Annotated in this window: 12 protein-coding genes; all 12 read right to left on the bottom strand. The window is 58.9% G+C overall.

The window, feature by feature from the left end; translation table 11 throughout:
• A complete protein-coding gene (locus HNQ83_RS00680) occupies positions 1–2,115 on the bottom strand; it encodes a hypothetical protein (RefSeq protein ID WP_175387207.1) in 2,115 nt (704 codons plus the stop codon).
• On the bottom strand, positions 2,102–3,298 hold the full coding sequence (locus tag HNQ83_RS00675) for a DUF3142 domain-containing protein (RefSeq protein ID WP_175387206.1): 1,197 nt from the start codon (positions 3,296–3,298) through the stop codon (positions 2,102–2,104). The genes HNQ83_RS00680 and HNQ83_RS00675 overlap by 14 nt, the downstream gene beginning before the upstream one ends.
• 112 nt (positions 3,299–3,410) lie before the next feature.
• On the bottom strand, positions 3,411–5,441 hold the full coding sequence (locus tag HNQ83_RS00670; protein ID WP_175387205.1) for a pyridoxamine 5'-phosphate oxidase family protein: 2,031 nt from the start codon (positions 5,439–5,441) through the stop codon (positions 3,411–3,413).
• Between the two features lie 63 nt (positions 5,442–5,504).
• Positions 5,505–6,131, bottom strand: a complete 627-nt coding sequence (locus tag HNQ83_RS00665) for a glutathione S-transferase family protein (protein WP_175387204.1) — start codon at positions 6,129–6,131, stop codon at positions 5,505–5,507.
• Between the two features lie 125 nt (positions 6,132–6,256).
• On the bottom strand, positions 6,257–7,159 hold the full coding sequence (locus tag HNQ83_RS00660; protein WP_175387203.1) for a LysR family transcriptional regulator: 903 nt from the start codon (positions 7,157–7,159) through the stop codon (positions 6,257–6,259).
• Positions 7,160–7,235: 76 nt separating this feature from the next.
• Positions 7,236–9,068 carry a glutamine--fructose-6-phosphate transaminase (isomerizing) gene (gene glmS / locus HNQ83_RS00655; protein ID WP_175387202.1) on the bottom strand — a complete coding sequence of 611 codons (1,833 nt, stop codon included), beginning with the start codon at positions 9,066–9,068 and terminating at the stop codon, positions 7,236–7,238.
• A 1-nt stretch (position 9,069) separates the two neighbouring features.
• Entirely contained in the window at positions 9,070–9,846 is a 777-nt protein-coding gene (locus HNQ83_RS00650; protein WP_175387201.1) for a DeoR/GlpR family DNA-binding transcription regulator, read from the bottom strand.
• Positions 9,847–10,063: 217 nt separating this feature from the next.
• On the bottom strand, positions 10,064–11,431 hold the full coding sequence (gene glmU / locus HNQ83_RS00645) for a bifunctional UDP-N-acetylglucosamine diphosphorylase/glucosamine-1-phosphate N-acetyltransferase GlmU (RefSeq protein WP_175387200.1): 1,368 nt from the start codon (positions 11,429–11,431) through the stop codon (positions 10,064–10,066).
• A 113-nt stretch (positions 11,432–11,544) separates the two neighbouring features.
• On the bottom strand, positions 11,545–11,970 hold the full coding sequence (locus HNQ83_RS00640) for a F0F1 ATP synthase subunit epsilon (protein ID WP_175387199.1): 426 nt from the start codon (positions 11,968–11,970) through the stop codon (positions 11,545–11,547).
• 45 nt (positions 11,971–12,015) lie between these two features.
• Positions 12,016–13,392, bottom strand: a complete 1,377-nt coding sequence (gene atpD / locus HNQ83_RS00635) for a F0F1 ATP synthase subunit beta (RefSeq protein WP_175387198.1) — start codon at positions 13,390–13,392, stop codon at positions 12,016–12,018.
• A gap of 27 nt (positions 13,393–13,419) precedes the next feature.
• Positions 13,420–14,280, bottom strand: a complete 861-nt coding sequence (atpG, locus tag HNQ83_RS00630; protein ID WP_175387197.1) for a F0F1 ATP synthase subunit gamma — start codon at positions 14,278–14,280, stop codon at positions 13,420–13,422.
• Between the two features lie 50 nt (positions 14,281–14,330).
• Positions 14,331–15,875, bottom strand: coding sequence for a F0F1 ATP synthase subunit alpha (gene atpA, locus HNQ83_RS00625; protein WP_175387196.1), 1,545 nt, complete (start codon positions 15,873–15,875; stop codon positions 14,331–14,333).
• Between the last annotated feature and the right edge of the window lie 7 nt (positions 15,876–15,882).

Raw genomic sequence — 15,882 nt, 5'->3', positions numbered from 1 at the left:
TCATTGAGCCTTGCGGCGGCGAACGATCACCCACAGCGCCGCTGCAACTACCGCCAGCACGGAGCCTATTTGCAGGAATGTCTTGTACGGCCTGAGCGCTGAGCGAGCCGCGTCGGTGACCTGGGTGACATAGCGCTTGTCGGCGTTCTCGAAGTCGGGATCCTGGCATTGATGGCCAAAATCCCCAGCCCACACCACATAGGGGCCGTTCTCGACGTAGCGTCGATAGAAGGCGCTTTGCTCCTGCAGAGTGGTGCCCCACATTGATGCCTTGCACAGCACAGACGCAAATGCCTGACTGCTGTGGGGCAAATGATCCGCAGCCTTGTTCGCCAAAGCTGTGGCGATATAACGGTAATGGAAGCGCTCATCAGGCTGTGCCACTGTCGCTTTCTGCCGCCGGACCTCGCCTTCGGCAATCAGCGGCCCCACGTTGAGCTCAGGGGTCTCAAGACTGTAATTGCCGCCGAACGTCGCATAATCTGGAGACATCTCGTAGCCCAATAGCTCCATTCCGTCGTAACGGGCCACCTGCCCGGCATGGAAATAGGCGAAGGCCCGTTTGGTCGGCCACCATTTCGATTCAGCATCCCGTCGCAGCTGCCCGTACCACCTGGCCTTATGTTGCAACTCAACATTGTCAAAGTACGCCGGTGCTTCGTCGTAACGTTCTTCCCGGAGCAAACGCCGCCCAAGCAAGTTGCGCAACTTCGCCGCCACGGACAGCGGCACATAATTATCGCGCTCTTGTTGAGTCAACGGTGGTGGCGCCGGTACCTGGGTGTCGACGTAATGCTTGAGTTCATCGACGGTCAACACCCGCTCGGCCACGGTCGCTGCATCGAACCAGTAGATCTCTTTGCTGCGGTAGAGCTGATCGAACGCTTGCAGGTAATCCCCACGTTGCAGGGCCAGGATCGCGCTCTCACCCTCGACCCGACACTTGGGCTGCAAGGATTCGAACGCCCAGTCCGGCGTCCGGCGCTCGCCCCAGGATTCGTCTTGCGGGAAGGCCTGCGCCGCCTTCGCATAGGCCGCAGCCGCCGCATTTTTATCCCCATCGCGCACCGCCAGCTTCGCCCGCAACCACCAGGCCAGACCGCCATCGTCAGCATGCTCGAGGAAGGCCTTGGCGCTGACGTAATCGCCCTGTTGATAATTCATCGCGGCCAGGCGATCGGCATTGTCGAGACTGCCGCGGGTACTGCTTTGCAGGAGCTTGATCAACTTTTGTTCAGTCGGCGGTTGATCACCGAATGACCAGCCCAGTCGACTGATCAACGACGCGGTCACCAGTTGCTGCACCGGTTTGCCCTTGAGCAGTTCAGCCAGCTTGACCTCAGGCGTTGCCGCCAGATCAGCCACCAGCAACTTCAACGAGGTGTAGCCCACTGTCGAACCGTGTCGGTTTTGCGTGGCGTAGAGTTCGATGGCGCTGTTCCAGTCGCCCGCAATTCGCGCCACACGGGCCTCTTCGCCAAGGCTGGCGACGCCCAGTTCCAGCGGATCGCTGAAGCCATCGATGCTCAACTGGCGGGTTTGCTCGAATGCCTTTCTCGACTGCGCCAGCAGATCAGGACTCGCACCCGCTTGCGCGCTCATGGCGAACAACGCCCGGCCCAACGAATAGGCCGCCCAAGTGCTGCGCAACGCTCGCTGATCCGCCGGCAGTGCGAGAACTTTCTGAAAATACTCTGCCGCCAAGCCCTGGTCATCGGCAGCAAAAGCCACCGCCCCGGCCAGATACAGCCTGAGTTCGGCGGGCAGATCTGCGCCTTGCGCTTCGACCTGGCGAGCATCGCTCAGCTCGCGCAGCTGTTTCACCAGCGCTTGCTGCTCAGTGGTCAATCCGACTTGCTCGGCCTGAGTGCGCTGTTCTGCGTAGTCCGTGGCGTCCATGCCATAGGCGATTGCAGTGACATTTTTCAGACCCGCGATCGCATGGCCAAGCCGATTGATCTCAAACCGAAAGTTTCCCTCCGGCAGCTCCGCCAGCGACTGGTCACGGTTGTCCAGCAGGCGCATGGGAAAGTCCGGACCACACGCCAACGCCGAACCCAGTGGCAGGCTGAGACTCAGGCACAACAGATGGCGTGGCCAGTTACGGGTGAACATTCGACGCTCCTTGATCAATGTTTGCGCAGCGCGCCCAACCGATGGCTCGCTGCCCGCCGGCCGCTATCCGGCCTTCGCGCAGGCGGGTGAAGGTAAGCAGATCGGGACTTTGTTGCAATGCATACCCGGCCAGCGCATCGGCCCCCTCACAGCCCCGCACCGCCAACGTCAGGCGTTCGGGCCAGGCGCTGTCGAGATTACCTTCATTGTGAATGCCGATGTCATACAGGCCTTGATCTGCCGAGACCTTGAACGCCAAGTGGCTGCGCAACTCATCACCGCGAGCCACCGCCCGCAAGGTGGTCAGGCTCCAGGCTCGACGATCATTGGCCAGCGGCAGGCGAAACCAGATGAGGCCCGCCAGATGCGCAGGGGGATCAGCGCGCAATTGGGCACCGAGCTGACTCAGATGCTGAGGATCGGCCATTAACTCCCGGCGTTTGCCCACTCGTTCGATGCTGACTTCGCTCTCCACGATTGGCGCACCGCTGGCACTCGACAGCAACGCCACGCCATAGGCCGGCAGCGCCAGATAGAAAGGTTTGCTGGTGATGCGGCTCCAGGCCTTCACCCAATGCCGCGCCTGATCCGGATCAAACAGACCCCGACGCGGATCGCTCACCGCATGGACTTGCAGCACGCTGATGTCGACGGTGGACAACAGCCCTGGCAGCTCGGGACTGTCGAGCCAGGCCGGCAACGCGGTGATGCTGAGCGGCAACGAGGCCGGCAGTATTGCGCGCAAGTGCACCAGGAATTCACGATAGGCCGATAGCCGCGCGTTACCCGCATCATGATCGATTTCCACGCCCGCGAGGCTCAAACCCTGTGCCTGCCAGTCACTGATCACCTGTTGAATCTGCGTTGTCGCCTCGTCCTGATTCAGCGAACTGAGCTGACCATCGAGACGAATCACCGCAATCAGCGGTCGGCCATCACGCTTGAGCAGCATCGGATCAATCCGTGCCCGACTCCAGCCCGCCTGGGGGAATGCCTGCAAGGCGAGAACACGCAGGGTCGAGAAGTCTGTGCGACTGTCGCTGAGGGCCGTGACATGGGCCTCAGTCCATTGCCGTTGCCAGACATAGAGCTGCTGATCGAGCGGCGGTGCATCCTGTTGCTCACAACCATTGAGTAGCACCAGCGCCGCCAAACCGATCATCCAGCGAGTAAGAGAAACCATCAAAACGCCTGTCCCTGAAATGCACAAAGGGGCCTTTGACGGCCCCTTTTCGTTCTGCCCATTACCCTACTCAGCCATCGACCGACGAGCAATGTTCACTTCCGTACATTCGTCAGAGATCCAGCACCAAAGGTTGCGCTCCCTGTGCTGGAATCGCACAGCAAATCAATACCTGTCCTTCATCCGGCACCTCTGCTGGCGGCTGTGGATAATTCACCTGGCCGCTGATCAGGCGCGTCTTGCAGGTCCCGCAGGAGCCGCCACGGCAACTGAATTCCGGGTGCAAGCCACGGCTTTCCGCCAACTCCAGCAAACTGCCACCCTCGGGTTGCCAGCGCGCTTCCTTGGCCGAGCGCTGGAACACCACCGGGACCGAGGTCGTCGCGGCGGGCGGTTGTTCGATGATGACCGCATCAGGATCCAGACGCCTACGCAGCGTAGAGGGACCGAAGGTTTCGGCATGAATCCGCCCATCGCGTATGTCCAGTTCTCGCAGACCGTCGTAGAGCCCTTGGGTAAAGCTGCCCGGACCGCAGAGGACAAAATCCACTTGATCGTAGTCTTCGGCCTCAATCAGGTCCTTGAGTACGGCAACGTCGATTCGCCCGGTCAAATCGAAATCTTCGCCTTCCCGTGCCTCAGGCTCCGGTTGGCTGAGTAGACGCACCACCCTGACTGCGTCCCCGGCCTCTTCGAGCAAGCGATCCAATTCAGAACCAAATACCTGATCGGCCAACGCACGGGAACTCTGCACAAACAACGTCGGCCGGATACGGCGCGTGCGCAATCCCTGATAAACCACCTCGCGCAGCATCGACAGCAACGGCGTGATACCGACCCCAGCGGCCAGCAGCACCAGGGGTCGACGCTCGTGCGGCGCGACAGTGAAATGCCCTTGAGGCGCACGCGCTTCCAACAGGTCACCGACGCGAATCTGTTCATGCAGGTGCGAGGAAACTCGCCCGTCGCGCTTCACGCTGATGCGGAAAAAGTCATCGGACGGTGCGCTCGACAGACTGTAAGTGCGGATGTGCACCTCACCATCAATGTTGAAACGCAGGGGTAAATGCTGCCCGGCCTGAAACAACGGCAGCCCGGCGTCGTCGGCAGGCTCCAGATAGATCGAACGGATGTTGTGGCTTTCTGCTTCGATGCTCACCACCCGCAACGGACGCCACTGATCACCCAGGGCCTTTGCTTGCAGACGGGCCTTGGCTTGAGCCCAAGTGCCAGTCAGCAAACTGGTGGGTGATACGCCATCGAACCGCCACCGCAAGGCAAGTGCAGCCGGACGACGCACGACGTGTTCCACGTGGAACACCCACAGGCGTTCCGCACCTTGAAAGGCCTCAACCTCCGGCCCGTCAAGAATGATGTCGGCGTGGCCGCTCAATTGCAGCAGATCACCCGAATTAAAATCGATGAACAACAAACCGGCTCGAGGATTGACCAGCAGATTGCCCAGCGTATTGAAAAACAGGTTACCGGCGAAATCCGGAATGGTCAGGCGATTGCCTTCCACTTGGACGAATCCGGCCTGTCCACCACGGTGCGAAACATCCACCGAACGTTCGCCATCGACATCCACATAACTGGCGACAAAGAACGTGTCCGCCTCGGCGATCACGGCTTTGGCTGCGTCATCCAGCTCGTTGAGGTGCTGGGCAATACGCGTTGCCGGGTCCGCCAGGGGTACCGTACGAAACTGACGCAGTTGAATGTACTGCGGGCAATTGCCGAATGACTGTTGCACCGCCACCGCGAAGCCGCTGGACGAAACGCCACCGACACGCCCGTTGATGCGGTTACGCCGCCGGGTGTGCAATTCGATCCCCAGCAGACCAATCGCCGCACCCTCGCTTAATTGCGCCGGATCGTCGGCAGCCGGCAGGCTGCTGAATTGCAACAGACCCGGTTCGGGTGAATGGGCAAAACCCGGTTCACCTTCCAGCACGCTGGCCCACGGAAGTCCGTCCCCATCGACAGCGCCGTACAGCATGAACGGCAATTGCTGGTAGAAGGTACGGTGCTGATCCGGCATCTCGCTGCGAATCACCCTACGACCCAGTGTCTCCATGCGCTCGACAACGCCTACATGTGCCTGCAATTGTTTCTCGCCGGCATGCCACGGTGAACGGTCCATTACGGCTTCTCCCCTGCACCCATGGCGCAGCGTGAAGGGCCCGAAAAAGTCGGGCCACAAGCATCAGGCAGTTTTTTGCAGACCCGCGACGGTGCGCGGCATGCCGACAAAACCGGGCAAGGCTTCGACCCGGGCCAGCCAGGCACGGATGTTGGCGTAGTCGTCCAGCGACACATTGCCTTCCGGCGCATGGGCGATGTAACTGTAGGCCGCCACGTCTGCAATGGTCGGCTCATTGCCTACCAGGTAAGGCGTATTGGCCAGTTCCTTATCGATCACCTTGAGCACGGTGTGGGCGTATGGGATCACTTCATCAGGGTTGTACGGCGCACCAAACACCGTGATCAGCCTGGCCCGCGCCGGGCCAAACGCGATGGGACCTGCTGCGGCGGACAACCAGCGTTGCACTTTTGCAGCGCCGACCGGGTCCGCAGGCAACCAGCGACCGTTGCCATATTTTTGCGCCAGGTAAACCAGGATCGCATTGGAGTCGGCCAGCACTACGCCTTGATCATCCAGCACCGGCACCTGGCCAAAGGCATTGAGTGCCAGGAACTCCGGTTTTTTATGCTCGCCCTTGGCCAGGTCGACCAGGATCAGCTCGGTCGGCAGCTCCAGCAGCGAGAGCATCAGTTCCACACGGTGAGCGTGGCCGGAACGTGGGAAGTTGTAGAGTTTGATGGCTTGCATGGTCGACTCCGCGGGTGAATGGCGCTGTTCAGTTCAGCACCGATGGCGGCCATCTTCCACCACTCACCAAAACAACAGAATAACCAGAAAACGCAATCCATTATTTCACTCGGTGAAATAAAGCTTTAAGCCTGCAAGGCCGGATGCTCCCTGAGCGCCTTCACCGTGAAGTCGACAAAACTGCGAACTCGAGCCGGGGCCTTGCGGCCGCCCTGATAGACCACATGGATAGGCAGTGGCGGCATTTCGAAGTCCGCCAGGATGATCTCCAACTCCCCGGCTGCCACTTTGCTTGCGACCTGATAAGACAGCACCCGGGTAAAGCCCAAACCAAGGGCCGCTGCGGTAATGGCCGCCTGATTCGCCGTCACCACCAGTCGCGGTTCAGCCCGGATACTCAGAGGTTCGCCACTCTCCAGGAATGGCCAGCTTCTTAACTGTCCAATCGCGGACGTCGCAATCATCGGCGCCTGCGTCAGATCCTGGGGATGTGTTGGCCGACCCTGCCGCGTCAGAAACTGCGGCGACGCAACAATCACCCGCCGCACTTCACCCACCCGGATCGCATGTTGATTGCTATCGGGCAACTCACCGATGCGCACAGCCACATCGACGCCCTCCTCGACCACACTGACCACGCGATCCACCAGCAGCGCATTGATCGTGACGTCCGGGAATTGCGTCAGGAAATCCACCATCAGCGGGGTGACGAACAATTCACCAAACAACACCGGTGCCGTGATCGTCAGTTGCCCACGAGGTTGAGCATGGCTGCCTGCCGCCGAGTCTTCGGCTTCCTGCACTTCAGTGAGAATTCTCCGACAGTCTTCAAGGAACCGTTGACCCGCCTCGCTCAAATGCACGCTGCGCGTGGTGCGTGTCAGCAAGTGCGTACCGATGCGTTTCTCCAGTGCCGCCACCGCTCGGGTGACACTGGCTGCGGACATGCCCAAGCGTCGCGCGGCCGCCGAAAAGCCCTGGTCCTGGGCGACGGCTGCGAAGACCTGCATTTCCTGGAAACGGTCCATGGACAACGTCCTCGACTCAAATAAAAAATCGCAGCCTGGGCTGCGATTTCTAGGGGTTCGATCAGCTGTGGATAACTTATTCCACAGTCACCGATTTCGCCAGGTTTCGTGGCTGGTCAACGTCGGTGCCTTTCAGCACGGCGACGTAGTACGACAGCAACTGCAGCGGGATGGTGTAGAGGATCGGCGACAGGATGTCGTGGATGTGCGGCATTTGCACAACGTGCGTGCCTTCACCATTGGTCATGCCGGCCTTTTCGTCAGCGAAGACGATCAGCTCGCCACCCCGGGCGCGAACTTCCTGAAGGTTGGACTTCAGTTTCTCCAGCAGTTCGTTGTTGGGCGCAACAGTCACCACCGGCATATCGTTATCCACAAGCGCCAGCGGGCCATGTTTCAGCTCCCCGGCCGGGTAGGCTTCGGCGTGGATGTAGGAGATTTCCTTGAGTTTGAGCGCCCCTTCCATTGCCACCGGGAATTGCGCGCCACGGCCAAGGAACAGGGTGTGGTTCTTCTCGGCGAACAGCTCGGCGATTTTTTCCACAGTGCTGTCCATCGCCAGCGCCTCTCCCAGACGGGTCGGCAGGCGACGCAGTTCTTCGACCAACGAGGCCTCAACGCCGTTGGCCAGGGAGCCACGGACCTGACCCAGGGACAGGGTCAGCAACAGCAGTCCCACCAGCTGAGTGGTGAATGCCTTGGTCGATGCCACGCCGATTTCGCGACCGGCCTGGGTCAGCAGGGTCAGATCGGATTCGCGCACCAGAGAGCTGATACCGACGTTGCAGATGGCCAGACTGGCAAGGAAACCCAATTCCTTAGCATTACGCAGGGCAGCCAGGGTGTCGGCGGTTTCGCCAGACTGGGAGATGGTGACGAACAGGGTGTCCGGCTGCACCACGACCTTGCGGTAGCGAAACTCACTGGCGACTTCGACCTGGCAAGGAATACCGGCCAGTTCTTCGAGCCAGTAACGCGCAACCATGCCGGCGTGGTAGCTGGTACCGCAAGCAACGATCTGCACGTTGCGCACTTTGGCGAACAGTTCTGCAGCCTGTGGACCGAAGGCTTGCACCAGCACCTGGTTCTGACTCAGGCGACCTTCCAGGGTGCGTTGCACCACGGATGGCTGCTCGTGAATTTCCTTGAGCATGTAATGGCGGAACTCGCCTTTGTCAGCGGCTTCGGCGCCGTCGCTGTATTGCACTGCCTGACGCTCTACCGCCTGACCGGTCACGTCCCAGATCTGAACGCTGTCGCGACGGATCTCGGCGATATCGCCTTCTTCCAGGTACATGAAACGGTCGGTGACCTGGCGCAGAGCCAACTGGTCGGAGGCCAGGAAGTTTTCACCCAGGCCCAGACCAATCACCAACGGGCTACCACTACGGGCCGCCACCAGACGGTCTGGTTGCTGGGCGCTGATGACCGCTAGGCCGTAAGCGCCGTGCAATTCTTTAACGGTCGCCTTGAGGGCTACGGACAGGTCACGCAGATCCTTGAGCTTGTGGTTCAGCAAGTGAGCAATGACTTCAGTGTCGGTGTCCGACGTAAAGACGTAACCCAAGGCTTTGAGTTGTTCGCGCAGCGCTTCGTGGTTTTCGATGATGCCGTTGTGCACCACCGCCAGGTCACCGGAGAAATGCGGGTGAGCATTACGCTCGCACGGTGCACCGTGAGTGGCCCAACGGGTGTGGGCAATGCCCAGACGCCCCACCAGCGCTTCTTCGGCCAGGGCCTGCTCCAACTCGCTGACCTTGCCCGGGCGGCGCAGGCGCTCGAGCTTTTCGTCGTTGGTATAAACCGCCACACCGGCGCTGTCATACCCACGGTACTCCAGACGCTTCAGGCCTTCGACCAGGATGGCGGTGATGTTACGTTCTGCGACTGCGCCAACAATTCCACACATGCTATTTCTCCTGACTGACTGCCGCGCAAATCAAAGTGATGCCGCGGGCCTGAATCTGATCCCGTGCCGCTTGCGGCAGGCGATCATCGGTAATAAGGGTATGGACACTGCTCCAGGGCAGTTCCAGATTGGGAATCTTGCGGCCGATCTTGTCGGCCTCGACCATCACCACCACTTCACGGGCAACTTCGGCCATGACCCGGCTCAAACCCAGCAGTTCGTTGAAGGTGGTTGTACCGCGGATCAGATCGATACCGTCGGCACCGATGAACAACTGATCAAAGTCGTAAGAGCGTAGTACCTGCTCGGCAACCTGCCCCTGAAAGGACTCTGAGTGCGGGTCCCAGGTTCCGCCGGTCATCAGCAACACCGGCTCGTGTTCGAGTTCGCTCAAGGCATTGGCGACGTGCAGGGAATTGGTCATCACCACCAGCCCCGGTTGTTGGCCGAGTTCAGGAATCATCGCTGCGGTGGTGCTGCCGCTGTCGATGATGATCCGTGCATGTTCGCGAATCCGCGTCACCGCAGCGCGGGCGATGGCTTGTTTGTACTTGGAGACGGGCTGACCAAGATCGGCCACCAGTTCCTGAGGCATGGTGATTGCGCCGCCATATCGACGCAGCAGCAGGCCATTGCTTTCAAGTGCCGCCAGATCCTTGCGAATCGTAACTTCCGAAGTTTCGAAGCGCTTGGCAAGTTCATCCACACTGACTTCGCCCTGCTCGTTGAGCAAGGCCAGGATGTTGTGGCGACGTTGAGGAGTGTTGCGCTTCGACATGGGCTATTAAGTTTCGATTCGAAAGATAACGGAAGCAATCAAAACCCATCAGCGAAACTTCGTCAAGCGCGAGGTGATAAAAAGCTCTGTGGATAAAAGCATCGCGGGCAAGCCGCACCCACAGGGCATGTTGATAACCCTATGGGAGCGGACTTGCCCGCGAATGCGATGGATCTACCTGTGTGTAACTTCAGCTGATCATCGGTATGTGGATAACTCAGCTTTTCTTGACCTTCTCTGGCCGCTTCCAGCCATCGATGTTCTTCTGACGAGCACGCCCCACCGCCAACTGGGACTTATCCACAGTGGAGGTAATGGTCGAACCAGCTGCGGTAGTCGCACCGTCGAGGATATCCACAGGCGCCACCAACGAGTTGTTGGAACCGATGAAGACATCCTCACCCAGCACGGTTTTCCACTTGTTGGCGCCATCGTAGTTGCAGGTAATGGTGCCAGCACCGATGTTGGTGCGCGCGCCAACTTCGGCATCGCCCAGATAGGTCAAATGGCCGGCCTTGGCGCCTTCGCCCAGGTGCGCGTTTTTCAGCTCGACGAAGTTACCCACATGCGCCTTCGCATCCAGTACCGTACCTGGACGCAGACGCGCGAACGGACCTGCATCGCTGCCTTCACCTAGAATCGCGCCTTCAATATGGCTGTTCGCCTTGATCACCACGCCTTTGCGCAGGGTGCTGTCCTTGATCACGCAGTTCGGGCCGATCACCACGTCGTCTTCGATGACAACCTTGCCTTCAAGAATTACGTTGATATCGATCAGCACGTCACGGCCAACGGTGATTTCACCGCGAACATCGAAACGAGCCGGGTCGCGCAGCGTTACGCCTTGGGCCATCAAGCGGCGACCGGCGCGCAATTGATAGTGACGCTCCAGTTCGGAAAGCTGCTTGCGATCATTGGCGCCCTGCACTTCCATGGCATCGTGCGGTTGCTCGGTGGCCACCACCAGACCATCGCTGACCGCCATGGCAATTACGTCGGTCAGGTAATACTCGCCTTGTGCATTGTTGTTGGAGAGCCTGCTCATCCAACCGCCCAGGCTCTCGAAAGGCAACGCCAGAATGCCAGTGTTGCCTTCGGTGATCGCACGCTCGGCTTCATTGGCGTCTTTCTGTTCAACGATGGCGGTGACCTGGCCATCGGCGCCACGAACGATACGGCCGTAGCCGGTCGGGTCGTCCAGTTCGACGGTGAGCAGCCCCAATTGCTTCGGCGCCACTTTTTTGAGCAGGCGTTGCAGCGTTTCCACTTCTATCAAGGGTACGTCACCGTAAAGAATCAGCACGGTATCGGATTTGATAAAAGGAACGGCCTGGGCCACGGCATGACCGGTGCCCAATTGTTTGTCCTGAAGGACGAAGTTCAGATCGTCAGCGGCCAGACGTTCACGCACGGCATCGGCACCATGGCCAATCACCACGTGGATGCGTTGTGGATCAAGTTGTCGGGCGCTGTGGATAACATGGCCGAGCATCGAATTGCCGGCAATCGGATGCAAGACTTTCGGCAAGGCCGAACGCATGCGCGTACCTTGGCCAGCAGCGAGGATAACGATTTCGAGAGACATGACTGGCTACCAATCCTGGGTGGTCAGCGGCTGCGACCAAAGTGAGGAACGTCGGAAAAGAAAAAAGGGTAGCCGAGGCTACCCTTTTTAATCAATCGCACAATAAGCGCGCCTTAGTGGCCGAACTTCTTGCGGATCTGCTGGACGGTGCGCAGCTGAGCTGCAGCTTCGGCCAGACGTGCGGCGGCAGAACCGTAATCGAACTCCCCGCCTCTATCGTGCAGAGCCTTCTCGGCAGCCTTGACGGCTTCCTGAGCGGAGGCTTCGTCCAGGTCGGCAGCACGTTGCACGGTGTCGGCAAGAACCTTGACCATGTTCGGCTGAACCTCGAGGAAACCGCCGGAGATGTAATACACCTCCTCTTCCCCGCCCTGCTTGACCAGGCGGATCGGACCTGGCTTCAGATTAGTGATCAGCGGCGCGTGACCCAGAGCGATACCAAGATCACCCAGTGCACCGTGCGCAATCACCATCTCGACCAGACCGGAAAAGATTTCTCCTTCCGCGCTGACGATATCGCAATGGACTGTCATAGCCATCTGATTGCCTCACCCTAAATGAGCGCCCGTTGCCGGGCGCCGGGATTACAGTTTCTTGGCTTTCTCGATCGCTTCTTCGATGCCGCCAACCATGTAGAACGCTTGTTCTGGCAGGTGGTCGTAGTCACCGTTGAGGATGCCTTTGAAGCCAGCAATGGTGTCTTTCAGGGAAACGTATTTACCCGAGGCACCGGTGAAGACTTCAGCCACGAAGAACGGCTGCGACAAGAAACGCTGGATCTTACGAGCGCGGTTTACCAACTGCTTGTCGGCTTCCGACAGCTCGTCCATACCCAGGATCGCAATGATGTCCTTCAGTTCTTTGTAGCGCTGCAGCACGTACTGAACACCGCGAGCGGTTTCGTAGTGGTCGTTGCCGATCACGTTCGGATCCAGCTGACGCGAAGTCGAGTCCAGTGGGTCAACCGCTGGGTAGATACCCAGGGAAGCGATGTCACGGGACAGAACGACGGTGGCGTCCAAGTGGGCGAAGGTGGTCGCTGGCGACGGGTCAGTCAAGTCGTCCGCTGGTACGTATACGGCCTGGATCGAAGTAATCGAACCTTGCTTGGTCGAAGTGATGCGCTCTTGCAGCACGCCCATCTCTTCAGCCAGGGTCGGCTGGTAACCTACTGCGGAAGGCATACGGCCCAGCAGTGCGGATACTTCGGTACCGGCCAGGGTGTAACGATAGATGTTGTCGACGAACAGCAGAACGTCGTTACCTTCGTCACGGAACTTCTCGGCCATGGTCAGGCCAGTCAGGGCTACGCGCAGACGGTTTCCCGGCGGCTCGTTCATCTGACCGTAAACCAGTGCCACTTTGTCCAGAACGTTGGAGTCCTTCATCTCGTGGTAGAAGTCGTTACCCTCACGAGTACGCTCACCCACACCGGCGAACACGGAATAACCGCTGTGCTCGATGGCGATGTTACGGATCAGTTCCATCATGTTTACGGTTTTGCCTACACCGGCACCACCGAACAGACCGACTTTACCGCCCTTGGCGAACGGGCAAACCAGGTCGATAACCTTGATGCCGGTTTCCAGCAGGTCGTTGCCGCCTGCTTGTTCTGCGAAGGATGGAGCAGCGCGGTGAATACCCCAGCGCTCTTCGGTGGCGATTGGACCAGCTTCGTCAATCGGGTTGCCCAGTACGTCCATGATCCGGCCCAGGGTCGCTTTACCGACCGGTACGGAGATGGCTGCCTTGGTGTCGACAACGTCCAGACCGCGCTTCAAGCCTTCGGTGGAACCCATCGCAATGGTACGAACTACGCCGTCGCCCAGCTGCTGCTGAACTTCCAGGGTAGTGTCCGCGCCTTGTACTTTCAGCGCGTTGTAGATGCTCGGTACGCTGTCGCGTGGAAATTCCACGTCGATAACGGCGCCGATGATTTGAACGATACGTCCGCTACTCATAGCTGGATCCTCTGAAAATTTGAACCGTTAAACCGCGGCAGCGCCGCCGACGATTTCCGAGATCTCTTGGGTGATCGCAGCCTGACGCGCCTTGTTGTAGACCAGCTGCAATTCGCTGATCAAATCACCGGCGTTGTCGGTAGCGTTCTTCATCGCGATCATCCGCGCAGCTTGTTCAGCCGCGTTGTTCTCGACCACCGCCTGGTAGACCTGCGACTCCACGTAACGGACCATCAAGCCGTCGAGCAGCTCCTTGGCATCCGGTTCATAGAGGTAGTCCCAGTGGTGCTTGAGATCCTGATCCGGGGTTGCCACCAGTGGAATCAACTGCTCCACGGTTGGCTGTTGTGTCATGGTGTTGATGAACTTGTTGGACACCACGGACAGGCGGTCAATACGGCCGTCCAGGTAGGCATCCAGCATCACCTTGACGCTGCCGATCAGGTCATTGATCGACGGCTCTTCACCCAGGTGGCTGATAGCTGCAACGACGTTACCGCCGAAGTTGCGGAAGAAAGCCGCACCCTTGCTACCAACTACACACAGATCGATCTCGACGCCGTTTTCGCGGTTTACCGCCATGTCCTTGACCAAAGCCTTGAACAGGTTGGTGTTCAAGCCACCACACAGACCACGGTCACTGCTCACTACGACATAACCGACGCGCTTTACTTCACGGTCGATCATGAACGGGTGGCGATATTCCGGGTTAGCGTTGGCCAGATGGCCAATAACCTGGCGGATGCGCTCCGCATAAGGACGGCTAGCAGCCATGCGCATTTGTGCCTTGCGCATTTTGCTGACCGCCACTTTTTCCATGGCGCTGGTAATCTTTTGCGTGCTTTTGATGCTCGCAATCTTACTGCGAATCTCTTTTGCGCCTGCCATGTAACACCTATCAGGTTAGCAAGCGGGAGCCTTGCGACTCCCGCTGCGGCTTACCAGGTTTGGGTGGCCTTGAACTTCTCGATACCGGCTTTCAGGCCGCCATCGATTTCGTCATTGAAGTCACCCTTCACGTTGATCTTCGCCATCAAATCGGCGTGATCGCGGTTGAAGTAAGCAATCAGCGCTTGCTCGAAGCTGCCGACTTTGGTGATTTCTACGTCAGTCAGGAACCCACGCTCAGCGGCATACAGCGACAGCGACATGTCGGCGATCGACATTGGCGCGTATTGCTTCTGCTTCATCAGCTCGGTAACGCGCTGACCATGCTCAAGTTGCTTACGGGTCGCTTCGTCCAGGTCAGAAGCGAACTGGGCGAATGCCGCCAGTTCACGGTACTGAGCCAGAGCGGTACGGATACCACCGGACAGCTTCTTGATGATCTTGGTCTGAGCGGCACCACCCACACGGGATACCGAAACACCGGCGTTCACTGCAGGACGGATGCCCGAGTTGAACATGGCCGATTCCAGGAAGATCTGACCGTCGGTGATGGAAATCACGTTGGTCGGAACGAACGCGGAAACGTCGCCAGCCTGGGTTTCGATGATCGGCAGTGCGGTCAGGGAGCCGGTTTTGCCGGTCACTGCGCCGTTGGTGAACTTCTCTACGTACTCTTCCGAAACGCGGGATGCGCGCTCCAGCAGACGGGAGTGGAGATAGAACACGTCGCCTGGGTAAGCTTCACGGCCTGGTGGACGGCGCAGCAGCAGGGAAATCTGGCGGTAAGCCACTGCTTGCTTGGACAGATCGTCATAAACGATCAGCGCGTCTTCACCGCGGTCGCGGAAGAATTCACCCATGGTGCAACCGGCGTACGGTGCCAGGTATTGCAGCGCAGGAGATTCCGAAGCACTGGCAGCCACGATGATCGTGTTTTTCAGTGCGCCGTTTTCTTCCAGCTTGCGAACCACGTTGGCGATGGTCGATTGCTTCTGACCGATGGCTACGTAGACGCAGAAAATGCCGCTGTCTTTCTGGTTGATGATCGCGTCGATCGCCAGAGCGGTTTTACCGATCTGACGGTCACCGATGATCAGCTCACGCTGGCCACGGCCGACAGGAATCATGGCATCGACAGCCTTGTAGCCAGTCTGTACAGGCTGGTCTACCGACTTACGCCAGATCACGCCTGGAGCAACTTTCTCGACCGCGTCGGTCGCGGTGTTGTTCAGCGGACCTTTGCCGTCAACTGGGTTACCCAGTGCGTCGACTACGCGACCCAGCAGTTCCTTACCAACCGGAACCTCCAGGATGCGGCCAGTGCACTTGGCGCTCATGCCTTCAGCCAGAGACTGGTATGCGCCCAAAATAACGGCACCTACGGAGTCTTGCTCCAGGTTGAGGGCCATACCGTAGACGCCGCCCGGAAACTCGATCATCTCGCCGGACATTACGTCGGCCAGACCGTGAATCCGCACGATACCGTCAGATACGCTGACGACAGTGCCTTCGTTACGGGCTTGGGAGGTCACATCGAGCTTGTCGATGCGGCCCTTGATAATTTCACTTATTTCGGAAGGATTGAGTTGCTGCATTGCTCTG

Source organism: Pseudomonas sp. C2B4, assembly GCF_013359695.1.
GTDB lineage: Bacteria > Pseudomonadota > Gammaproteobacteria > Pseudomonadales > Pseudomonadaceae > Aquipseudomonas.
The sequence above is the reverse complement of the archived record's forward strand: the minus strand, read 5'-3'. Positions and strand labels throughout refer to the sequence as shown.

Excerpts from the sequence above, each read along its gene's own strand:
- HNQ83_RS00680 (WP_175387207.1), bottom strand. The coding sequence starts at position 2,115 with ATGTTCACCCGTAACTGGCCACGCCATCTGTTGTGCCTGAGTCTCAGC.
- HNQ83_RS00675 (WP_175387206.1), bottom strand. The coding sequence starts at position 3,298 with ATGGTTTCTCTTACTCGCTGGATGATCGGTTTGGCGGCGCTGGTGCTA.
- HNQ83_RS00670 (WP_175387205.1), bottom strand. The coding sequence starts at position 5,441 with ATGGACCGTTCACCGTGGCATGCCGGCGAGAAACAATTGCAGGCACAT.
- HNQ83_RS00665 (WP_175387204.1), bottom strand. The coding sequence starts at position 6,131 with ATGCAAGCCATCAAACTCTACAACTTCCCACGTTCCGGCCACGCTCAC.
- HNQ83_RS00660 (WP_175387203.1), bottom strand. The coding sequence starts at position 7,159 with ATGGACCGTTTCCAGGAAATGCAGGTCTTCGCAGCCGTCGCCCAGGAC.
- glmS (WP_175387202.1), bottom strand. The coding sequence starts at position 9,068 with ATGTGTGGAATTGTTGGCGCAGTCGCAGAACGTAACATCACCGCCATC.
- HNQ83_RS00650 (WP_175387201.1), bottom strand. The coding sequence starts at position 9,846 with ATGTCGAAGCGCAACACTCCTCAACGTCGCCACAACATCCTGGCCTTG.
- glmU (WP_175387200.1), bottom strand. The coding sequence starts at position 11,431 with ATGTCTCTCGAAATCGTTATCCTCGCTGCTGGCCAAGGTACGCGCATG.
- HNQ83_RS00640 (WP_175387199.1), bottom strand. The coding sequence starts at position 11,970 with ATGGCTATGACAGTCCATTGCGATATCGTCAGCGCGGAAGGAGAAATC.
- atpD (WP_175387198.1), bottom strand. The coding sequence starts at position 13,392 with ATGAGTAGCGGACGTATCGTTCAAATCATCGGCGCCGTTATCGACGTG.
- atpG (WP_175387197.1), bottom strand. The coding sequence starts at position 14,280 with ATGGCAGGCGCAAAAGAGATTCGCAGTAAGATTGCGAGCATCAAAAGC.
- atpA (WP_175387196.1), bottom strand. The coding sequence starts at position 15,875 with ATGCAGCAACTCAATCCTTCCGAAATAAGTGAAATTATCAAGGGCCGC.